22 protein-coding genes are annotated in these 21257 nt (G+C 68.2%); 19 read left to right on the forward strand and 3 right to left on the reverse strand.

From position 1 onward, the window contains the following. Positions 1-21: 21 nt before the first annotated feature. Complete coding sequence (locus MG068_RS09365; protein WP_032127425.1) at positions 22-450, forward strand: BLUF domain-containing protein; 429 nt, start codon at positions 22-24, stop codon at positions 448-450. Between the two features lie 3 nt (positions 451-453). Here the strand turns inward: MG068_RS09365 and MG068_RS09370 are convergent, their stop codons facing one another. After that, positions 454-774, reverse strand: coding sequence for an ArsR/SmtB family transcription factor (locus tag MG068_RS09370; protein WP_049398524.1), 321 nt, complete (start codon positions 772-774; stop codon positions 454-456). Between the two features lie 86 nt (positions 775-860). On the opposite strand from MG068_RS09370, the gene MG068_RS09375 reads away from it, so the two are divergent. From MG068_RS09375 to MG068_RS09385, 3 genes are all read left to right on the forward strand, one after another. Beyond that, positions 861-1298 (forward strand): YeeE/YedE family protein, encoded by a 438-nt coding sequence (locus MG068_RS09375; RefSeq protein ID WP_032127423.1) that lies wholly within the window; start codon positions 861-863, stop codon positions 1296-1298. After that, positions 1295-1708 carry a DUF6691 family protein gene (locus MG068_RS09380; RefSeq protein WP_032127422.1) on the forward strand — a complete coding sequence of 138 codons (414 nt, stop codon included), beginning with the start codon at positions 1295-1297 and terminating at the stop codon, positions 1706-1708. Before MG068_RS09375 ends, MG068_RS09380 begins: the two co-directional genes overlap by 4 nt. A 67-nt stretch (positions 1709-1775) precedes the next feature. After that, a complete protein-coding gene (locus MG068_RS09385) occupies positions 1776-2828 on the forward strand; it encodes a linear amide C-N hydrolase (RefSeq protein WP_049462027.1) in 1053 nt (350 codons plus the stop codon). Here the strand turns inward: MG068_RS09385 and MG068_RS09390 are convergent. Then, positions 2825-3604, reverse strand: coding sequence for a DUF6491 family protein (locus tag MG068_RS09390; RefSeq protein WP_071228890.1), 780 nt, complete (start codon positions 3602-3604; stop codon positions 2825-2827). The genes MG068_RS09385 and MG068_RS09390 overlap by 4 nt on opposite strands. 81 nt (positions 3605-3685) lie before the next feature. On the opposite strand from MG068_RS09390, the gene MG068_RS09395 reads away from it, so the two are divergent. The 5 genes from MG068_RS09395 (at position 3686) to thrC (ending at position 10583) form a co-directional block, all read left to right on the forward strand. Continuing rightward, entirely contained in the window at positions 3686-4384 is a 699-nt protein-coding gene (locus MG068_RS09395; protein WP_049462025.1) for a helix-turn-helix domain-containing protein, read from the forward strand. Between the two features lie 159 nt (positions 4385-4543). Further along, entirely contained in the window at positions 4544-5494 is a 951-nt protein-coding gene (locus MG068_RS09400) for a DMT family transporter (protein WP_049462024.1), read from the forward strand. A 357-nt stretch (positions 5495-5851) separates the two neighbouring features. Next, positions 5852-8356 (forward strand): bifunctional aspartate kinase/homoserine dehydrogenase I, encoded by a 2505-nt coding sequence (thrA, locus tag MG068_RS09405; RefSeq protein ID WP_132810001.1) that lies wholly within the window; start codon positions 5852-5854, stop codon positions 8354-8356. Continuing rightward, a complete protein-coding gene (locus MG068_RS09410; RefSeq protein WP_132810002.1) occupies positions 8353-9267 on the forward strand; it encodes a homoserine kinase in 915 nt (304 codons plus the stop codon). The genes thrA and MG068_RS09410 overlap by 4 nt, the downstream gene beginning before the upstream one ends. Before the next feature lie 29 nt (positions 9268-9296). Beyond that, positions 9297-10583, forward strand: coding sequence for a threonine synthase (gene thrC, locus MG068_RS09415; protein ID WP_132810003.1), 1287 nt, complete (start codon positions 9297-9299; stop codon positions 10581-10583). Positions 10584-10790: 207 nt separating this feature from the next. On the opposite strand, the gene MG068_RS09420 is transcribed toward thrC, so the two are convergent. Further along, complete coding sequence (locus MG068_RS09420) at positions 10791-11543, reverse strand: Crp/Fnr family transcriptional regulator (RefSeq protein WP_010482595.1); 753 nt, start codon at positions 11541-11543, stop codon at positions 10791-10793. A gap of 127 nt (positions 11544-11670) precedes the next feature. Here MG068_RS09420 and hisS point away from each other — a divergent pair, with 127 nt between their 5' ends. The 10 genes from hisS (at position 11671) to hisIE (ending at position 21191) form a co-directional block, all read left to right on the forward strand. Continuing rightward, entirely contained in the window at positions 11671-13068 is a 1398-nt protein-coding gene (gene hisS, locus MG068_RS09425; protein WP_132810004.1) for a histidine--tRNA ligase, read from the forward strand. A 705-nt stretch (positions 13069-13773) separates the two neighbouring features. Further along, positions 13774-14082: a YerC/YecD family TrpR-related protein gene (locus MG068_RS09435; RefSeq protein WP_088025802.1), complete on the forward strand. Its 309-nt coding sequence runs from the start codon at positions 13774-13776 to the stop codon at positions 14080-14082. Positions 14083-14116: 34 nt separating this feature from the next. Continuing rightward, positions 14117-15028: an ATP phosphoribosyltransferase gene (gene hisG, locus MG068_RS09440; protein ID WP_010482592.1), complete on the forward strand. Its 912-nt coding sequence runs from the start codon at positions 14117-14119 to the stop codon at positions 15026-15028. Next, positions 15025-16320 (forward strand): histidinol dehydrogenase, encoded by a 1296-nt coding sequence (hisD, locus tag MG068_RS09445; RefSeq protein ID WP_132810005.1) that lies wholly within the window; start codon positions 15025-15027, stop codon positions 16318-16320. The genes hisG and hisD overlap by 4 nt, the downstream gene beginning before the upstream one ends. Beyond that, positions 16317-17411 (forward strand): histidinol-phosphate transaminase, encoded by a 1095-nt coding sequence (hisC, locus tag MG068_RS09450; protein WP_132810006.1) that lies wholly within the window; start codon positions 16317-16319, stop codon positions 17409-17411. The genes hisD and hisC overlap by 4 nt, the downstream gene beginning before the upstream one ends. Beyond that, the gene (hisB, locus tag MG068_RS09455; protein ID WP_132810007.1) at positions 17408-18481 is read left to right on the forward strand and encodes a bifunctional histidinol-phosphatase/imidazoleglycerol-phosphate dehydratase HisB; all 1074 of its coding nucleotides are present in this window, start codon (positions 17408-17410) and stop codon (positions 18479-18481) included. Before hisC ends, hisB begins: the two co-directional genes overlap by 4 nt. Next, a complete protein-coding gene (gene hisH, locus MG068_RS09460; RefSeq protein WP_008268504.1) occupies positions 18478-19080 on the forward strand; it encodes an imidazole glycerol phosphate synthase subunit HisH in 603 nt (200 codons plus the stop codon). The genes hisB and hisH overlap by 4 nt, the downstream gene beginning before the upstream one ends. After that, positions 19077-19811: a 1-(5-phosphoribosyl)-5-[(5-phosphoribosylamino)methylideneamino]imidazole-4-carboxamide isomerase gene (gene hisA, locus MG068_RS09465; RefSeq protein ID WP_071229226.1), complete on the forward strand. Its 735-nt coding sequence runs from the start codon at positions 19077-19079 to the stop codon at positions 19809-19811. Before hisH ends, hisA begins: the two co-directional genes overlap by 4 nt. Beyond that, positions 19805-20581 (forward strand): imidazole glycerol phosphate synthase subunit HisF, encoded by a 777-nt coding sequence (gene hisF, locus MG068_RS09470; RefSeq protein ID WP_005409431.1) that lies wholly within the window; start codon positions 19805-19807, stop codon positions 20579-20581. The genes hisA and hisF overlap by 7 nt, the downstream gene beginning before the upstream one ends. Further along, the gene (gene hisIE, locus MG068_RS09475; protein WP_071229225.1) at positions 20571-21191 is read left to right on the forward strand and encodes a bifunctional phosphoribosyl-AMP cyclohydrolase/phosphoribosyl-ATP diphosphatase HisIE; all 621 of its coding nucleotides are present in this window, start codon (positions 20571-20573) and stop codon (positions 21189-21191) included. Before hisF ends, hisIE begins: the two co-directional genes overlap by 11 nt. Positions 21192-21257 lie beyond the last annotated feature (66 nt).

The raw sequence follows: 21257 nt of genomic DNA on the forward strand, positions 1-21257 counted from the left end.
ACATCTTGTCAAGGAAGCACCATGCCACTGCGTGCCATCGCCTACGTCAGCCAGGCGTTGCCGGATCTTTCCGCTGAACGGTTGCAGGCGCTGGTCGACGACGCCGCCCGCTTCAACAAGATGGCGGGCGTGACCGGTGTGCTGCTGCATGACGGCGGGCGATTCCTGCAGTACATCGAGGGGCCGCCGGACGGTATCGATTCGGTGTACGAGCGCATCCTGCAGGCCGGCAGCCATGTCGACATCATCGAGCTGGCGCGCGGCCGCCTGGGCCAGCGTCAGTTTCCGTACTGGTCGATGCGCGCGTTGCCGGTGGATGCAGCATTGCTGCGCCAGCTGTCGGCCAGCGACTGGTCGGGTTTCAGCCGGGCGCTGGAAGGTGATCGTTCGGCGCCGACCCCGGTGGATCTGCTCGACAACGTCGTGCAGCCTGCCCTGCACGCCGGCTGAGCGTCAACGCGAAGTGCCGCCGCAGTAGGCGGCATGCAGCGCCTGCAGCACGCCTAGTGCGGGCCCTTCAATCACGCGGTAGTGGATGGCCTGCGCTTCGCGACGCGTCGCGACAATATCCAGTTCGCGCAACACCGCCAGATGCTGTGACAGCGCCGATGCGCTGAGGCCGGTCAGTGCCTGCAGTTCCGGCACCGGTGCCTCACCTTCGACCAGGCGGCACAGCACGCGCAGCCGCGCAGGATGGGCCAGGCTTTTGAGCAGGGCTGCAGCCTCGGCGGCGTGTTCGGCCATGGCGGCGCTGTCGAGCGGGGTGCGGGCCATGGTTGACCTTTTTGTTTAGAAGTGTCTAATTTAGATAAATCTAAATCAAAGGGCAATCCCATGAGCGGCGTGAAAGAGGGCAGGGCATGAACCTGCCATGGACTGCGGTGGCTGGCGGAGCGCTGATCGGCGCCGCCGCGGTGTTGCTGCTCGCCACTGTCGGGCGCGTGGCGGGTATCAGCGGGATCGCTGCGGGCAGCCTGCGCGCAGCGGAAGGCGAGCGTGGCTGGCGCTGGGCATTCCTGCTGGGGCTGCTCGCAGCAGCGGGGCTGGTGCTGTGGTGGCAGTCGCTGCCCGAGGCCTCGCCACGTGTGCTGCTGCGCGATGCCTTGCCCGCCTGGCAGTTGATCGGCGCCGGCCTGCTGGTGGGCTTCGGCACGCGCCTGGGGAGTGGTTGTACCAGTGGTCATGGCGTCTGTGGCATGGCCCGCGGCTCGAAGCGCTCGCTGCTGGCAGTGCTGGTGTTCATGGCCTGCGCGATGCTGACCACGTTCCTGGTCCGTCACGGCGGAGGCCTGGCATGAGTCGCGCGGTCGTGGCCGCCGCGGTGGCAGGTGCGCTGTTTGGCGCGGGGCTTGCGCTCTCGGGCATGACCGACGCGCGTCGGGTACTCGGCTTCCTCGATGTGGCCGGTGATTTTGATCCGACGTTGATGTGGGTGCTGGGCTCGGCACTGCTGGTCAGTGCCGTCGGGCAGCGCTGGGTACTGCGACGCGCGCAGCCGTGGTTCGCGCTGCGCTTCCAGCTACCCAGTGCGCGTGATGTCGATGCTCGCCTGCTGCTGGGTGCTGCACTGTTCGGTATCGGCTGGGGATGGGCTGGTTACTGCCCCGGACCGGCCATCGCCGGGCTGGCTGTCGCATCGCGTGAAGCACTGTGGTTCGTGCCTGCCATGGTGGTGGGCTTCTGGCTGCACGATCGCTTCGTGCGCTGAGGCTTCACCCCTGTGTCACCATGGATCGGGTCAGATCGACGGACCACGGGGAAAGGAGCGTAACGACATGGCACGGATGAAGTGGAAGGGAAAGGCAATGCTGGCCATGGCGCTGGCATCTGCGATCACGCCGGCACTGGCCTGCACGCGTGCGGTGTATCGGGGCGACAACGGCGATGTGATCACTGCGCGCTCGATGGACTGGAAGGTCGATGTGGCGACCAACCTCTACGTGTTGCCGCGTGGCATCGCGCGCACCGGCCTGGCCGGTCCGAAATCGCTGGCCTGGACTGCGCGCTACGGCAGCGTGGTGGCCACCGGCTACGACGTGTCGACCACCGATGGCATGAACGAGAAGGGGCTGGTGGCCAACCTGCTGTGGCTGGTGGAATCGGAGTATCCGCAGCAGCGTGGCAACAAGCCGGGACTGGCGATCTCGCTGTGGGCGCAGTATGTGCTGGACAATTTCGCCACCGTGGACGAGGCGGTCGCGGCGCTCAAGCGTGAGCCGTACTCGATCGTCACCGACAAGGTGCCGGGCGAAGACCGCCAGGCGACGCTGCACCTGTCGCTGTCCGATGCCACCGGCGACAGCGCCATCGTCGAGTACATCGGCGGTCGCCAGGTGATCCACCATGACCGGCGCTATCAGGTGATGACCAACTCGCCGATCTTCGAGCAGCAGCTGGCCCTCAACAGTTACTGGCAGCAGATCGGTGGCACGGTGATGCTGCCGGGCACCAACCGCTCCGCCGATCGTTTCGCGCGCGCCTCGTTCTACATCAACGCCATTCCCAAGGCCGAAGACCCGGTGGAGGCCCTGGCCAGTGTGTTCAGCGTGATCCGCAATGCGTCGGTGCCGTATGGCATCACCACGCCGGGTGAGCCGAACATCTCATCCACGCGCTGGCGCACGGTGGCTGATCACAAGCGGCGGCTGTACTTCTTCGAGTCGGCGTTGACCCCGAACACCTTCTGGGTCGATCTGAACAAGGTCGATTTCGGCGGCCAGGTGCTCAAGCTCGATCTTGGCAAGGACCAGCGCAACACCTTTGCCGGCGATGCACTGGGCCAGTTTGTACCCAGCGCACCGTTCACCTTCCTTGGCGTCGAGGGTTAGTTCGACGCCTGGCTGGAGGCCGGGTAGACCGCCTGGATCGCGCAGCTGCCGCGGGTGTACTGCGGCAGCGGGGCGATGCTTTCACCGCGCAGATCGTCTGTCTCGAACTCGGCAGTCATGATCCGATCGCCGGGATTGCCACAGATCAGGCCGTTCTGCAGGCCCGAGTGGAAGCTCAGCTGCGGCGCACGGTCGAGCTGGCGGCAGTGGCTGCCGAGTTCGACCCGGTAGTAGCGGTGGCCGCCATTGCGGCGCGGATTGGTCTCCACCAGCACGCCCTGCGGGTCGGACGACCACGCGCGGACGTTGCGGGTGGCGAAGCAGTACGACGGCGAGCCGCCGAAGCTGCGGCGGATTTCCTTGCGCTCGCGGATGGTCACGGCGGGCAGGGTGGCCGTGCGCAGGCGGTCGCTGTCGCGGGCGACGCTGGCGTAGTCGCGATCCTGCAGCGGGGTGACCGCGCTGATGCCGCAGCGGCGGCCGTCGACCACGACGCGTTCGCTGGGACGACCGCACGCCCAGCCGGCAGGTGCTTCCAGCTTCAGCGAGGTAGCACCGCGGACGCCGGGGCAATCCTCGCTGAAGTCGATGCGATAGGCCTGTCCGGAGGCGGCGCGCAGTGCGATCGAGCGCGGTGATGCCTGCTCCACTTCCTGCACGCCGACCGCGTCCATGCAGTGCGGGGCCGGGGGCGTACGCTCCTGTGCGGACGCCGAAGCTGCGAGCGCCAGGCCGAGGCTGCTGGCGAGCACCAGTGACACCTGCCGATGGGTCATGTCCTGCACTCCCTGCGTTGGATGACGGATCGACTATAGCAGCGGTTTGCACGGCCGTTGCTACACGCGCACACTGCCCGGATGGGCGCCATCTTCCATCTGCGGCACTACGGCCAGGCCACCGGCCTGGACCGCCATGACTACGCGCAGTGGGTGCTGCCGCTGCAGGGCGAACTGCACTTCGAGATGGAAGGCCGCGGTGGTCGCCTCGACCTGCTGCAGGGGGTTTTCGTTGCGGCCGGCGAAGCGCATGACCAGATGGCCGATGGCCCGAACGGTTTCGTGATCGTCGATTGTCCTCCGGGCGTGCTTGATGACGGCACGCAGGAGCATCTGTGCCGGCAGCGCTGGCTGCACCTGCCGCATGCGCTGCGACAACGCCTGGCGGGCGTGCAGGACGGGCAGCCGATGCCGGCCCTGCTGCCGCAGCTGCTGCAGGTATTTGCACCGGCCGGCAGTGGCGCGCGCATGCAGGGACTGTGTGCGGCAGTGCAGGCCGATCCGGGCCAGGCGTGGCCGGTGGCGCGCATGGCCGCGTCTGTCGGGGTCAGCGAGAGCCGGTTGCACGCGCTGTTCCAGCGTGAGTTCGGGCTCAGCCCGCAGGCATGGCTCAGTGCAAGCCGGTTGCGCTGGGCCAAGCACCAGCTGCGCACCAGCACGGCGCCGATCAGTGATATCGCGCTGGCCGCAGGCTATTCCGAGCAGAGCGCACTGACCCGCGCGCTGCGCCGTGAGTGTGGGCAGACCCCCGCCGCGTGGCGCAGGAACGCCGGACTGTAGCGTCGAGCCATGCTCGACGGCTTCTGCACCGGCCACCTCGCGAACGGCAGTCGAGCATGGCTCGACGCTACAAAGGCGGGAGGGCAGTAGCCTCGGTCAAGAGCGCCCAGCGGCCAGCGCTTACACTGCGCGGCCTGTTCCTCCCCCCGAAGAACCCGAATGCGCAACAACCCGATGGCCCTGGGCATCGCCAATGGCGTTGCCGCTGGCGCGCTGTGGGGCGTGGTCTTCCTCGCGCCCGCCGTGCTGCAGTCGTTCAATGCCCTGCAACTGTCGGCCGGCCGCTATCTGGTCTACGGTCTGATCGCCGTAGCCCTGCTGCTGCCGCGCTGGAAGCGGCTGGCACCACGGCTGGGCCGCGCCGAGTGGATCGGCCTGTTGTGGCTGAGCCTGGCCGGGAACCTGGTGTACTTCCTGCTGCTGGCGACGGCGGTGCAGTGGGCTGGCGGTGCGGCGGCGTCCTTGATTGTCGGCCTGATTCCGGTGGTAGTGACCCTGGTCGGTGTGCGCGAGCAGGGCGCGGTGCCGCTGAAGCAGCTGCTGCCGGCACTGGGCCTGTGCGTGCTGGGCGTGGCACTGGTTGGCTGGGAAGCACTGATGTCTGAGCACCTCGCGACACCGTGGCGGCAGCGCCTGATCGGCCTGCTGTGCGCGTTCGGCGCGCTGTTCTCGTGGGCGTTGTACTCGATCGGCAACAGCCGCTGGCTGGCGCGCCGACCGGATCTGTCCAGCCACGACTGGTCGCTGCTGACCGGTGTCACCACCGGCGGCCTGGCTCTACTGCTGGTGCCGATGGCCTTCATCGGCCACACCGGCGGGCACACGGCGGCGCAGTGGAGTGGTTTCTGGGCGATCAGCGCGGGTGTGGCGGTGGTCGCCTCGATCCTTGGCAATGCGTTCTGGAACCGTGCCAGCCGCCTGCTGCCGCTGACCCTGACCGGCCAGATGATCGTGTTCGAGACCCTGTTCGCGTTGCTCTACGCATTCGCCTGGCAGCAGCGCTGGCCCTCGCTGCTCGAAGCGCTGGCGATCGTGTTCCTGGTGGCCGGCGTGATGCTGTGCGCGCATGCGCATCGCACGCCCCGCGCGATCGCCGAACATGCCGGCTGAATGTGGCCGTCAAGCATACTGATGGCCGCTTTGTCTCAGATGCAACCAAATGTCGGCACGTTGGCCGATGATCGCGGCAACGACTTTTTGCGCCGCAGCACTTGACAGCGGCCCGGCGCACGGTGTTCTCTGTGCGTCATGGTTCTTGATGCCGCCCACGCCAGCCTGATCGCCCCCGTTACTGCGGGCCGTTCGACTGCGCCGGTCGCCACCACCACCATTACCACCACCACCGTCACCACTGCCCTGGTGCGGCCCGTCGTCTTCGTGTAACTCCCGAAAACCACGGCCCCGCACCATACAGGTGGCGGGGAAACTCGACACCTGCATGCGACGGGGCCTCCTACCGAGGTCTGCATGTCTTCCCACGCCCCCGCTCATCCTGTTGCCCCGGCCGATCTGGCTGCACCGTCCATCGTCGTGCACAAGTTCGGCGGCACCTCGGTGGCCGATGCCGAACGCTACCGCCATGTTGCCGGCCTGCTGCTGGCCCGCCCCGAATCGCTGCAGGTCACTGTCGTCTCGGCGATGAAGGGCGTCACCGACGCACTGATCGATCTGGCCCAGCTGGCAGCCAAGGGGGACGACGGCTGGCGCGAGGCCTGGCATGCGCTGCGCGCGCGCCATCGTGGCGCCGCTGTGGCGCTGCTGGGCGAGCAGGTGGGCGAGACCGTCGAATGGATCGATGCCCGCTTCGATCAACTGGCCGACGTGCTGGCAGCGTTGGTGGTGATCGGCGAGCTGCCACGCGAAGTACTCGACCGCGTGCAGGGCCTGGGCGAAGTGTTTTCCGCGCAGCTGCTCGGCACGCACCTGCAGGCGCTGGGCGCAGACTGTGCAGTGCTGGATGCGCGCGACGTACTGGTGGTGGGACATGGCGAACTGGGCGTGGATGTCGACTGGGAAGCCAGCGCCGACCGCCTGGCCAAGTGGCGCCTGCAGCATCCGCAGCCACGCCTGGTCGCCACCGGCTTCGTCGCCCGTGACCGTCATGACCGCATCACCACGCTCGGCCGCAACGGCAGCGATTACTCCGGCGCGATCTTCGCCGCGCTGTTCAACGCCGATGAACTGCACATCTGGACCGATGTCGACGGCGTGCTGTCGGCCGACCCGCGGCTGGTGCCCGAGGCGGTGCAGCTGGAGTCGCTGAGCTACGACGAGGCCTGCGAGCTGGCTTATTTCGGCGCCAAGGTGGTGCACCCGCAGACGATGTCGCCGGCGATCCGCCTCGGCCTGCCGATCTTCATCCGCAATACCTTCCAGCCGGCGCATCCGGGGACGCGCATCAGCGCCGAGCGCTCGCCGCGCGGGCCGGTGAAGGGCCTGACCCTGAGCCCCGGCTTGGCCCTGCTGAACCTGGAAGGCACCGGGCTGATCGGTGTGCCCGGTACCGCCGAGCGTGTGTTTGCCGCCCTGCGTCAGGCGCAGGTGTCGGTGGTGATGATCTCGCAGGGGTCGTCGGAACATTCGATCTGTTGCGTGGTGCGTGCTGCTGAAGCCGGCCGTGGCCGCGAGGCACTGCTGCACGCGTTCGCGCATGAGCTGTCGGTGGGCCAGGTGCAACGCGTGCAGGTCAGTGAGGGCGTCAGCGTGCTGGCCGCGGTCGGTGACGGCATGGCCGGCCAGCCCGGTGTGGCCGCACGTCTGTTCGAGGCGCTGGGCCGTGCGCAGGTGAACATCCTGGCGATCGCGCAGGGCTCGTCCGAGCGCAACATTTCGGTGGCGGTGGACAGTGCCGATGCCACCCGCGCCTTGCGCGCTGCACATGCCGGCTTCTGGCTGTCGCCGCAGACCTTTGCGGTCGGTGTGATCGGGCCGGGCAACGTCGGTGCCGCACTGCTGGACCAGTTGCTTGCCGCACGCCCGCAGCTGCTGGCCAAGGCCAATGTGGATCTGCGCCTGCGCGCGCTGGCCTCGCGTTCGCGCATGCGCCTGGAAGTGGATGGCCTGCACGCCGACTGGCGGGAGGCCTTGCGCGAAGCGGGCGAGTCCAGCGATCTGGATCGTTTCACCGAACACCTGCTGGCCGCCCACCTGCCGCATGCGGTGGTGATCGACTGCAGTGGCAGTGCCGAGGTGGCCGAGCGCTATGAGGGCTGGCTGGCGGCCGGCATCCATGTGGTCACCCCGAACAAACAGGCCGGTGCCGGGCCGCTGCCGCGTTACCAGCGCATCCGTGCTGCAGCGGCGGCCAGTGGCGCGCGTTTCCGCTACGAGGCCACGGTCGGCGCGGGCCTGCCGGTGATCACCACGCTGCGCGATCTGGTCGATACCGGTGACGAGGTGCTGGCGATTGAAGGCATCTTCTCCGGCACGCTGGCCTGGCTGTTCAACCGCTTCGATGGCAGCCAGCCGTTCTCGCAGCTGGTCGCGCAGGCGCGGTCGATGGGCTACACCGAGCCGGACCCGCGCGATGATCTTTCGGGTGTGGATGTGGCGCGCAAGCTGGTGATCCTCGCCCGCGAAGCCGGCCACGCGCTCAGCCTGGAACAGGTACAGGTGGAAAGCCTGGTGCCGGCGCTGCTGCGCGAGGGCAGCGTGGATGCCTTCATGGCGCGGCTGGGCGAGTCCGACGCCAGCTTGCTGCAACGCCTGCAGGATGCGCGGGCGCGGGGGGCGGTGCTGCGCTATGTGGCACGGCTGGGTGCCGACGGCGCCTCGGTCGGCCTGCAGGAACTGCCGGCCGATCATGCCTTCGCCAACCTGCGGCTGACCGACAACGTGGTCCAGTTCCGCACCCGTCGTTACTGTGACAATCCGCTGGTGGTGCAGGGGCCGGGCGCCGGCCCGGAAGTCACCGCGGCGGGTGTGTTTGCCGACCTGCTGCGGGTCGCGGCCGGTGAAGGAGCGCGCCTGTGATCGCACGTGCGTTCGCGCCTGCCTCGGTGGCCAACGTGGCGGTGGGCTTCGATATTCTCGGCCATGCCATTGCCGGCATTGGCGATACCGTGAGCGTGCGCCGCATCGATGAGCCGCTGGTGCGCATCGAGGCGATCCGCGGCAGTGCCATTGAGTTGCCGCTGGATGCGGCTGGAAACACTGCGGGTGCAGCGTTGATGTCGCTGCGCGCAGGGCTGGGCCTGGACTTCGGTTTCGCGGTGGAGATCGACAAGGGCATTCCGTTCGGTTCCGGCATGGGCGGTTCGGCAGCGTCGAGTGTTGCGGCGCTGGTCGCCGCCAACGCGCTGCTGGATGTGCCGCTGTCGCGCGAGGCGTTGTATCCGTTTGCGCTGGATGGCGAGGCGGTGGCCAGTGGTGGCCGCCACGGTGACAACGTGGGGCCGCTGCTGCTGGGTGGTCTTGCGCTGTGCACGGCCGACCGGCTGCTGCCGATTCCGGTGCCGGCTACCTGGCACAGCCTGCTGGTGCATCCGCATGCGGTGCTGGAAACACGCCGCGCACGCCAGGCCCTGCAGGGCAGCTATGCGCTGGGCGAGTTCGTGGCGCAGAGCGCGAACCTCGCACTGGTGCTCAGTGGTTGCCATCGCAGCGATGCCGCACTGGTGCGCGCGGGACTGCGCGACGTGCTGGTGGAGCCGCGCCGGGCCGGATTGATTGCCGGCTTCGAAGCCGCCCGTGATGCGGCGCTGTCGGCCAATGCAATGGGCGCAGGCATCTCCGGTGCCGGTCCGAGCGTGTTCGCCTGGTTCGAGGATGCCGACCAGGCACTTGCCGCCGCCACACCGGTGCAGGCCGCATTTGCAGCCGCAGGTTTCGACAGTGACGCCTGGGTGTCGTCGCTGGATGCACCGGGAGCCCGCTTGTGCTGAATCCTTCCCCTTTACTGGATACCGAACCCATGCAATTTGTTTCGACCCGCGGCCAGTCTCCGGCCGTTGGCCTCAGCGCGGCGATCGCCGCCGGATTGGCGCCCGATGGCGGGCTGTATGTTCCGCAGATGCTGCCGGCGCCACGTGAGCTGCAGGCCGGCGCGACCCTGGCCGATACCGCCGCCGATCTGCTGATGCCGTTCTTTGCTGGCGACGCGCTGGAGTCTGCTCTGCCATCGATCTGCCGCGAGGCGTTCGACTTTCCGGTACCGCTGCGTGCGCTCGGCGACGGTGACCACGTGCTGGAGCTGTTCCATGGGCCAACGGCGGCGTTCAAGGATATCGGCGCGCGCTTCCTGGCCGGTACGCTGTCGCGGCTGCAGGCCGGCAAGGACCGCGATCTGACGATTGTCGTCGCTACCTCCGGCGACACGGGTGCTGCGGTGGCAGCGGCTTTCCATCGCCAGCCCGGCGTGCGCGTGGTGGTGCTGTATCCGGATGGCCGCGTATCTCCGCGCCAGGCGCATCAGCTCGGTTGTTTCGGCGACAACATCCAGGCCCTGCGTGTGGCGGGTGCGTTCGACGATTGCCAGGCGATGGTCAAGCAGGCACTGGCTGACCGCGAACTGCAGGCGCAGGTGCCGTTGAGCTCGGCCAACAGCATCAGCCTGGGCCGACTGCTACCGCAGATGAGCTATTACGCGCATGCGGCGTTGAGCCACTACGCGGCGCATCGTCGCCGGCTCAATCTGGTGGTGCCGACCGGCAACCTGGGCAATGCGATGGCGGCCGTGCTGGCGCGCGCGCTGGGCGTGCCGATCGGTCAGATCGTGCTGGCCACCAATGCCAATGCGGTGCTGCCGGCGTACTTCAATGGCGGCGAGTACCAGCCGCAGGCCAGTGTGGCGACGGTGGCCAATGCAATGGACGTGGGTGCGCCGAGCAACTTCGAGCGACTGCGCTGGCTCTACCACGGCGACGACGCGGAACTGCGTGCTGCGTTCCGTGCGTTCGCGGTGGATGACGTAACCATCCGCGCGACGATTGCGGCGGCGCATGCCAGCCGCGGCGAGCTGTTCTGCCCGCACACGGCGACGGCGGTGAAGGTGCTGCAGGACCTGCGTGCGCGTGGTGCGAAGGGCGACTGGGCGGTGGTGGCCACGGCGCATCCGGCCAAGTTCGAGGCCGTGGTCGAAACGCTGATCGGCGAAGCGGTGGCGGTGCCGCCTGCGCTGGATGCGTTGCTGCAGCGACCGGCGCACGCCGAACCGTTGGCGGCCGATTACGCGGCGTTGCGTGAGGTACTGCTGCGCTGAGCGGAGAGGGACGCGGTTGCCGGCCAGCGGCCGGCACTACCGGAGAGATACAGCACGGATCGGGCGCGGTTGCCGGCCAGCGGCCGGCACTACCAGGGAAATGCATTCGGGTAGTGCCGGCCGCTGGGGCCAGCGGCCGGCACTACCAGGGAAATGCATTCGGGTAGTGCCGGCCGCTGGCCGGCAACCCCACGGACCGCGATGCGGTCAGATCAACCCTTCACCGGCCAGCGTACGCAGCCCATCCTCGTCGAGGATCTCCACCACGTTCAGGTGGGGCAGGGCGATCAACCCCTGCTGGCGCAGCTTGGTGAAGGTGCGGCTGACCGTTTCCATGGTCAGGCCCAGATGGTCGGCGATATCGCCGCGGCCCATCGGCAGCGATACGCGCAGGCCGTCGCCGCCCAGCTTGGCCTCGCGCGCGGCCAGGCGCAGCAGGAAATCGGCCAGCTTCTCGGCCGGCTGCAGGCGAGCCAGTGCCAGCGCAGCATCCTGTGCGGCATCCAGTTCCTGGCAGGCGCGCTGCAGCAGCTTGCGCTCCAGGTGCGGGAAACGGCTGCGCAGGGCCTTCATCTGTGGCAGCGCGACGCGGCATACTCGGCTGTCGGCAATGGCCTCGATGTCGTAGCGGTGATGGTCGCTGCCGCTCAGGCCCAGGTAGTCGCCGGGCAGCACGAAGCCGTTGATCTGGCGGCGGCCGTCGGCCAGGGTGCGCACCAGGCGCAGTGCGCCGGCAGTCAATGTATAGACATGGTCGCGCTCTTCGCCGGTGCGGGCCAGCGTGCTGCCCATGCTGACCTGCTGCGAGACGGTGACCTGTTCCAGCGCCTGCACTTCATCGGGCGACAGCGCCGAGCACACCGCAAGGTGGCGAACCGAGCAGTGCAGGCAGTCCAGCGTGGTGCAGGACGGCGAGGCGGGATCGTTGGTGGCGGGCGGAGCGCCGGAAGGCCGTGACATGTTGCGGGGGGCGTATCGCGGGCGGGGAGGGCCTTATGATACTTCAAGCGGCCGTTCGACCCTGCCCGCGGCGGGGGCGCTAGAATGTCGCCCCCTCCCACGTCCCGTTCCAGCAGGAGTTCCGCCCGTGATCAAGCCCCGTACCCCGCCCGGCACCCTTGAACTGCTGCCGCGCGAGCAGATTGCGTTCCAGCGCATGCTGGACGTCATCCGCCGCAACTACGAGCGCTTCGGGTTCCTGCCGGTGGAGACGCCGGTGTTCGAGCTGTCCGACGTGCTGCTGACCAAGTCCGGTGGCGAGACCGAGCGCCAGGTGTACTTCGTGCAGTCCACCGGGGCGCTGGCGAACGCGGCCGAGTCGGGCGATCGCTCGCTGCCGGAAATGGCGCTGCGCTTCGACCTGACCGTGCCGCTGGCGCGCTACGTGGCCGAGCACGAACACGAACTGACCTTCCCGTTCCGCCGCTACCAGATGCAGCGCGTCTACCGCGGCGAGCGCGCCCAGCGCGGCCGGTTCCGCGAGTTCTACCAGTGCGACATCGATGTGATCGGCAAGGACAGCCTGAGCGTGCGTTACGACGCTGAAGTGCTGGCGGTCATCCATGCGGTGTTCTCGGAACTGCGCATCGGTGACTTCAGCATCCAGCTGAACAACCGCAAGCTGATGCGCGGCTTCTTTGAAAGCCTGGGTGTGGCCGAGGGTGAGCGCCAGCTGGCGGTGCTGCGCGAAGTGGACAAGCTGGACAAGCGCGGCGCCGATTATGTGCGCGAGACGCTGGTGGGCGAGGGCTTCAACATCCCGGCAGAACAGGTCGAGAAGATCCTGGCGTTCGTCGCCGTGCGTTCGCAGGGCCATGCCGATGCACTCGCGCAGCTGGCCACGCTGGAAGCCGACGCCGGTTCTTCGGAGATCCTGCGCACCGGCGTCGCCGAACTGCGCGAAGTGCTGCAGCTGGTGCAGGCGCTGGGCGTGCCGGAAACCGCGTATTGCCTGAACTTCTCCATCGCGCGCGGTCTGGATTACTACACCGGCACCGTCTGTGAGACCACGCTGACCGACCACCCGCAGATCGGCTCGATCTGCTCGGGCGGCCGTTACGAAGACCTGGCCAGCCACTACAGCAAGTCCAAGCTGCCGGGTGTGGGTATCTCCATTGGCCTGTCGCGTCTGTTCTGGCAGCTGCGCGAGGCCGGCCTGATCGACGGCATCGAAGCCAGCAGCGTACAGGCGCTGGTGGCGCTGATGGACGAGCAGGGCATGCCGCAGTCGCTGGACATTGCCCGCCGCCTGCGTGCCGGTGGCATCAACACCGAAGTGCAGATGGAGCCGAAGAAGATCGGCAAGCAGTTCCAGTACGCGGCCAAGGCCGGCATCCGCTTCGTGGTGCTGGCGGGTGAGGATGAACTGGCGCGCGGCGTGGTGGCAGTGAAGGACCTGCTGCGCGAGCAGCAGTTCGAAGTCTCCCGCGACGAGCTGGCCAGCACCCTGCTGGTGGAGCTGGAGCAGTCCAAGGCGATGGTGTGAAGCCTGCCGCCGCAGGAGTGCTGAGCGTGCTTCTGCTGGCGGGCTGCCAGAGCGACCCGGCGCTGCACAGCACGCGGATCGGGCCGGCGCAGTACCGGCTGGTGGTTGATCGCTGCCATGCGATCGACCGCGCACAGCTGGAGGACGATCTGCAGGCCCTGGCCTCGCGGACGTGCCGGGCGGGAGGGGGGGGGCGTTGGAGAACATCCAGCCCCTGCCGAGCCGGCAGGGCAGCCTGTTCGGCGAATGCCTGCGGCGCGGGGCGCTGCAGGCCGAGGTGCACTGTCTGCCCTGAGTCGGGCCAGGTTGTTGATTTGAAAGCAGAACGCCCACCCTTTGGTGGGCGTTCTGCGTTTCTGAACGAAGCGCAGTCGAGCATGGCTCGACTCTACAAAAGCCGTTCTCGATCACTTTCCCAGCGAGATCCAGCAGATCGCGGCCAACTGTCGAAGGCGGGGAGGGTCCGGTGGCAGGGGTGTGAGCGGCATGGATGCCGCGACCAAGCCCCCATGGATGGGTTAACGGCGTCCCCTGCCACCGGACCCTCCCCGCCAACGCTCAGCAAATCAGCATTTGCTTTTGCTCTGGCTCTTGGCGGGTGCAGGGCAGCAGCCCTGCCGCCCCCTCAATCCTCGATTTGACGCACTGCGCAAGAATGCGCTAATGTACTAACGCGCTATTACATTGATGCATGGAAACGACCCCGTGAAAGCCCGCCCCGAGATTGCCGCCAAAGACCCGAAGGCCGACCTGGAAGCCCTGGCCCAAGCCTTTGCCGCCCTGCGCGAGCCGGAACAGGTCGAAGCCTTCCTGCGTGATCTGTGCACCCCGGCCGAGCTGGAAGCCATGGCCGACCGCTGGAAAGTGGTGCCGCTGCTGCAGCAGGGCGTGCCGTACCGCGAGATTCACGAGCGCACCGGCGTCAGCGTGACCACCACCGGACGGGTGGCACGCACGCTTGAGCATGGCCATCGAGGCTATGCCGCCGCCATCGACCGCCTTGCCTCGCGCTGATCCGCGCCCCGTTCCGAACTTCGAGACATCCCCCATGAGTGCAACCCAGGCAGCGCCGGCACGAGACCGGTTGCGTATCGCCATCCAGAAGAGTGGCCGACTGGCCGAACCCGCGCGCAACCTGCTCAGCGCCTGCGGCCTGAGCTGGCGCGAGAGCCGCGACAAGTTGTTCTGCTACGGCGAATCGCTGCCGGTGGACCTGCTGCTGGTGCGCGACGACGACATCCCCGGCCTGATCGCCGACGGCGTCTGCGACCTCGGCATCGTCGGCCGCAACGAGCTGGACGAACAGGCCGCGGCACGCCGTCAGATCGGCCTGCCGGACGCCTACCAGGCGCTGCGCGGGCTGGGCTTCGGCCAGTGCCGGCTGATGCTGGCGGTGCCCGAGGAATGGCAGTGGCAGGGTCCGGCGCAGCTGGCCGGCACCCGCATCGCCACCAGCTACCCGGCCATCCTCAAGCAGTGGCTGGCCGAGCAGGGCGTGGACGCACAGGTGGTCGAGCTGTCCGGTTCGGTGGAGATCGCCCCGCGCCTGGGCACCGCCGACCTGATCTGCGATCTGGTCTCCAGCGGCGCCACCCTGCGCGCCAATCAGCTGACCCCGGTGCACAACCTGCTCGACAGCGAGGCGGTGCTGGCCGGCGCGGTGCGCGTGCCGGATGATGCACGTGCATCGCTGCGCGCAATGCTGCTGCGCCGCCTCGACGGCGTGGTGCAGCGCCAGGACCGCAAGCTGCTGATGTTCCGTGCCAGCGAGGACCGCGTCGACGCGCTGGCGCAGCTGCTGGCCGATGCCGAGCCGTTGGTGCGGTTGCCGGCCGATGGCGGCGCGCTGCGCCTGCAGACCATGTGCCCCGGCCCGCTGAGCTGGCAGCGCATGGAGGAACTCGAGCGCGCGGGTGCGCAGGGCCTGATGGTACTGAGCGTGGAGCGGTCGCTGGCATGAACCGTCTGATCTGGTCCCGACTTGATGAGGCCGCGCGCAGCGCGGCATTGACCCGCCCGGTGCAGACCGTGGCGCAGCAGACCCGTGACGCGGTGGCGGCCCTGATTGCACAGGTGCGCGCGCAGGGCGACGACGCATTGTGTGCGATTACTGCACGTTTCGACCGTGTCGAGCTGGCCTCGTTTGAAGTTTCCGAAGCCGAATTCGCCGCTGCTGAAGCGGCCGTGCCCGCCGAACTGCGCCAGGCGATGGTCGAAGCCGCCGAGCGCATCGCGCGCTTCCACGCCGCTGGCATGGGCAAAGGCTATGCAGTTGAAACCGCGCCGGGCGTGGTCTGCGAACGCATGTTGCGTCCGATCGGCCGGGTGGGCCTGTATGTGCCGGCGAGCAGCGCGCCGTTGCCGTCCACCGCATTGATGCTGGGCGTTCCGGCGCAGTTGGCCGGTTGCCCGCAGGTGGTGCTGTGCACGCCGCCGCGCGCCGACGGCAGCGCCGATCCGGCAGTGCTGGTAGCCGCCCGCCTGACCGGCGTGCAGCGCGTGTTCAAGCTGGGTGGTGCGCAGGCGATCGCCGCGATGGCCTATGGCACGGCCAGCATTCCGGCTTGTGACAAGCTGTTTGGGCCCGGCAACAGTTTCGTCACCGAAGCCAAGCAGCAGGTCGCACAGGATGGCGCGGCCGCCATCGACATGCCGGCCGGTCCCTCCGAAGTGCTGGTGATTGCCGATGCTGGCGCCAATCCGGCCTTCGTCGCCGCCGACCTGCTGTCGCAGGCCGAGCACGGTCCGGATTCGCAGGTACTGCTGCTGACCGACGATGCCGCGATGCTGGCGGCGGTCGAGGCTGAGGTGGAGCGCCAGGTGGCCCTGCTGCCGCGCCAGCAGATCGCGCGCCAGGCGCTGTCGGCGTCGCGCCTGATCCAGGTCGATTCGCTGGCCGAGGCGTTCGCGATCAGCAACCGCTACGCGCCCGAGCACCTGATCCTGGCCCTGCGCGATCCGCGCGCGTGGCTGGGAGAGGTGCAGGTCGCCGGCTCGGTGTTCCTCGGCGACTACACGCCCGAGGCACTGGGTGACTATTGCAGCGGCACCAACCACGTACTGCCCACCGCCGGAGCCGCGCGTGCCTACAGCGGTGTCAGCGTGGCCAGCTTCCAGAACCTGATCAGCGTGCAGAGCGCCAGCGCTGCAGGATTGGCGGCAATCGGCGGCTGCGCACGCATCATCGCCAGCGCCGAAGGCCTGGATGCGCATGAGCGTGCAGTGGCCCTGCGCATGGAGGCGGCGGCATGAACGCGTCTATCGATGAGGTGCTGGCGCTGGTGCGCCCGGACCTGCAGGCCTTCGCCGGCTACAGTTCGGCGCGCAGCGCGGCGGTGCAGGGCGAGGTCTGGCTGAACGCCAACGAGTCGGCCTGGGCCAATCCGGCTGATGTGGCGGGCAACAGCCGGCGCTATCCGGAACCGCAGCCGTTGGCGTTGCGTGAGGGCCTGGCGGCGCTGTACGGCGTGACGCCGCCGCAGCTGCTGATCGGTCGCGGCAGCGACGAAGCCATTGATCTGCTGGTGCGCGCGCTGTGCGTGCCGGGTCGCGATGGCGTGCTGGTCACGCCGCCGGTGTTCGGCATGTACGCGGTCTGCGCGCGCCTGCAGGGGGCTGCACTGATTGAGGTGCCCCTGGTGGACAGCGAAGATGGCCTGCGCGCCGATCTGGATGCGGTGATCGACACCGCCAGGGCACGCAATGCCACGCTGGTGTTCCTGTGCGCACCGTCAAACCCGGCCGGCAGTGACATCGCCCTGGACGAGGTCGAACGCGTGGCGGTTGCATTGCGCGGGCAAGCGCTGGTGGTGGTGGACGAGGCTTATGTCGAGTACGCGCAGCGCCCGTCGGCGACCACGTTGCTGGCCACGCACGCCAATCTGGCAGTGCTGCGCACGTTGTCGAAGGCGCACGCACTTGCGGCCGCGCGCATCGGCACCCTGATCGCCGCGCCGGAACTGATTGCCGTACTGCGGCGCTGCCAGGCGCCGTACCCGGTGCCGACCCCGTGCGCCGAGCTGGCCGTGCAGGCGCTGCAGCCGGTCGCACTGGCACGTACCGCCGAGCGCGTGGCCACGGTCATCGCCGAGCGCGAACGTCTGTTCGCTGCGCTGCCGGGCCTGCCTGGCGTTCGTCGCGTGTACCGCTCGTCCGGCAACTACCTGCTGGTCCGCTTCGCTGATGCGCAGGCAGCGTTCGACACCTTGCTGGATGCCGGTGTGGTGGTGCGCGACCAGCGCGCCGCGCCGCAGCTGGGTGATGCACTGCGCATCAGTATCGGCAGCCCCGAAGAGAATGACCGCGTGCTTGCGGCCCTGTCGGCGCGGAGGGCCGCAGCATGACACCAATCCTGTTCATCGACCGCGACGGCACCCTCATCGAGGAGCCGTCCGATTTCCAGATCGACGCCTACGAGAAGCTGCGCTTCGTGCCGCAGGTGATCCCGGCGCTGCTGAAGCTGCGCGATGCCGGCTACCAGTTCGTGATCGTCACCAATCAGGATGGCCTCGGCAGCGACAGCTACCCGCGCGCCAGCTTCGATGGCCCCAACGAGCTGATGCTGCAGATCTTCGAGAGCCAGGGCATCACCTTCCGTGACGTGCTGATCGACTGCAGCTGGCCGCAGGACAAGGCGCCGACCCGCAAGCCGGGCATCGGCTTGATGACAGGCTACCTGCAGGACCGCAGCATCGACTGGGCGCGTTCGGGCATGGTTGGTGACCGCATCACCGACCTGCAGTTCGCCGACAACCTCAACATCCGTGGCTTCCAGCTGCGCACCGAACAGTTCGGTGGCGAGTGGGACTGGCCGGGCATCGCCCACGCACTGGCCGACGCGCCACGCACCGCGGTGGTCCAGCGCAACACCAAGGAGACGAAGATCCGCGTTGAACTGGATCTGGACCGTGCCGGTGATGCGCGCATCGCCACCGGACTGCCGTTCTTCGACCACATGCTGGAACAGATCGGCAAGCACGGCGGGTTCGCGCTGGACATCCAGGCCGAGGGCGACCTGCACATCGACGAGCACCACACCATCGAGGACACCGGGCTGGCGTTGGGTCAGGCCCTGCGCGAGGCGCTGGGCGACAAGCGCGGCATCGGCCGCTACGGCTTCACCCTGCCGATGGATGAGACCCTGGCCAGTGCCGCGCTGGACTTCAGTGGCCGCCCCTATTTCGTGTTCGAGGGCGAGTTCAAGCGCGAGCGCGTGGGCGACATGCCGACCGAGCTGGTACCGCACTTCTTCCGTTCGCTGTGCGACGCCAGCGGCCTGAACCTCAACCTGCAGGTGCGCGGCGACAACGACCACCACAAGGTCGAGGCCTGCTTCAAGGCACTGGCGCGGGCATTGCGCCCGGCGTTGGCCCGCCAGGGCACGGCACTGCCGAGTACCAAGGGGGCGCTGTGAGCGACGTTGCGCTGATCGACGCCGGCGGTGCCAACCTGGGCTCGGTGCGCTACGCATTGGAGCGCCTGGGCGCGACGGTGCGGCTGGTGCGCGATGCGGACGGTCTGGTCGGTGCGCAGCGGGTGATCCTGCCCGGCGTCGGCGCCGCTGGTCCCGGAATGCAGCGCCTGCATGCGCAGGGCCTGGTGGAACCGCTGCAGCGACTGGAGGTGCCGCTGATGGGCATCTGCCTGGGCATGCAATTGCTGTTCGAGCGCTCCGAGGAGGCCGGCGTCGAGACACTGGGCTTGATTCCGGGCGTGGTGCGCAAGCTGGTACCGGCCTGTGGCATCCGTGTGCCGCACATGGGCTGGAACCGCCTGCTCCCGCTGCGCGAATCGCTGCTGCTGCAAGGCGTGCCGGAGCGCGCCAGCGCCTACTTCGTGCACAGCTATGCGGCGCCACTCAATACCCACACTGTTGCTGCCTGCGACCACGGTGGCCTGTTCACTGCGGTGGTGGAGCAGGGGCGTTACTACGGCGCACAGTTCCACCCCGAGCGCTCCGGTGAGACCGGTTCGCTGATGCTGCGCAACTTCCTCGAGGGCACTGCTGCATGAGTTTCATCGTCTACCCCGCGCTGGATATCCGCGACGGCCGCGTGGTGCGGCTGCGCCAGGGTGACTACGCGCAGGAAACCTCGTATGGCGACGATCCGCTGCCGCGTGCACAGGCCTTCGCTGCGCGGGGCGCGCAGTGGATGCATCTGGTCGACCTGGACGCTGCGCGTGCCGGTGGCTACACCCTTGCGCCGCTGCTGGCGTCGATTCGTGCGCAGACGCCGCTGCAGGTGCAGACCGGCGGTGGCGTGCGCGGCCGCGACGACGTGGCGCGCATCCTCGATGCCGGCGCCGGCCGCGTGGTGGTGGGTTCGCTGGCAGTACGCCGCCCCGACGAAGTGGTCGGCTGGCTACAAGAGTTCGGTGCCGAGCGCATCACCATCGCGCTGGATGCCCGCCAGGATGCCCAGGGCCAATGGCAGCTGCCGGTGCACGGCTGGACCGAGAACGCCGGCGTGACCCTGGATGACCTGGCCCAGCGTTATGCGCGTGCCGGCATGCGCCACCTGTTGTGCACCGACATCGCCCGCGACGGCATGCTGGCCGGGCCCAACATCAGCCTCTACCAGCACCTGTCGGCGCTGCTGCCGGGCGTGGCCGTGCAGGCGTCCGGCGGTATCCGTGACGTGGCCGATGTGACAGAAGCCCGTGCCGCAGGTTGTGGCGGTGCGATCCTCGGCAAGGCGCTGCTGGAGCAGCGCATGGACCTGGCGGAGGCGCTGGCATGTTGAGCCGCCGCATCATTCCGTGCCTGGACGTGCGTGATGGCCGCGTGGTCAAGGGCGTGCGCTTCCGCGACCACGTCGACATGGGCGACATCGCCGAGTTGGCGCAGCGCTATCGCGACCAGGGGGCGGACGAGCTGGTGTTCTATGACATCGGCGCCAGCCCCGAGGCGCGTTCAGTCGACGTTGCGTGGATCGAGCGCATCGCGCGGTTGATCGATATTCCGTTCTGCGTGGCCGGTGGCATCGACAGCGTGGAAACCGCGCGCCGCGTGCTGTTCGCCGGTGCCGACAAGGTGTCGATCAACTCGCCGGCGCTGGGTCGCCCGGAGCTGATCACCGAGCTGGCAGACGAGTTTGGCGTGCAGTGCGTGGTGGTCGGTGTCGATTCGGTGCGCGAGGCTGATGGCCAGTGGCGGGTACGCCGCTTCAGTGGCGACCCGGACAAGACCCAGGCGGTGCCGCTGCGCACGCTGGACTGGATCGTCGAAGCACAACGACGTGGCGCTGGCGAGATCGTGCTGAACTGCATGGACAGCGATGGCGTACGCCGTGGCTACGATGTCGTGCAGCTGCAGCAGGCGCGGGCCCTGTGCCAGGTGCCGCTGATCGCCTCCGGCGGTGCCGGTGCGATGGAGCACTTTGCCGAGGCCTTCGACCAGGCCGACGTCGACGGCGCGTTGGCGGCCAGCGTGTTTCACAGCGGCGCCATCGCCATTCCGGAATTGAAGCGCTACCTGCGCGGACAGCAGATCGAGGTGCGGGATGTCTATTGAAGTGAAGCCGTCACTGGATGCGCTGCAGGCGCTGGACTGGGGCAAGGGCGACGGCCTGCTGCCGGCGGTGGTGCAGGATGCCGACACCCTGCAGGTGCTGATGCTGGGCTATGTCAGCGCCGAATCGCTGGCTGCCACGCTGGCCATCGGCCACATGACCTTCTTCAGCCGCAGCAAGCAGCGGTTGTGGACCAAGGGTGAGCAGTCCGGCAACGTGCTGGTGGTGCAGTCGATCAGTGTCGACTGTGATGCCGACACGCTGCTGGTGATGGCACGCCCGGCCGGGCCGACCTGCCACACCGGCGCGGAGAGCTGTTTCGACGGGGCACCGAAGGACTTCCTGGGTGGGCTGGGCCAGCTGGTGGCGATGCGCGAGGCGCAACGCCCGCCGGGCAGCTACACCACCAGCCTGTTCGAGGGCGGCATCCGCCGCATCGCGCAGAAGGTGGGCGAGGAGGGCGTGGAGACGGCTCTTGCGGCGGTGGCGCAGGACGACGAGGCGCTGCTGGGCGAGGCCTCGGACCTGCTGTACCACCTGTTGGTGCTGCTGCGCGCGCGCGGGCTGTCGCTGGATGATGCGCGGGCGGTACTGGAAAAACGCCATCGTTGAAGAGCGGTAGTGCCGGCCGCTGGCCGGCAACCTCATGATCGTCGGGCATCGGCTGGTTGCCGGCCA

It is taken from the genome of Stenotrophomonas sp. ASS1, from assembly GCF_004346925.1.
In the GTDB taxonomy this organism is placed as follows: Bacteria; Pseudomonadota; Gammaproteobacteria; order Xanthomonadales; family Xanthomonadaceae; genus Stenotrophomonas; species Stenotrophomonas maltophilia_A.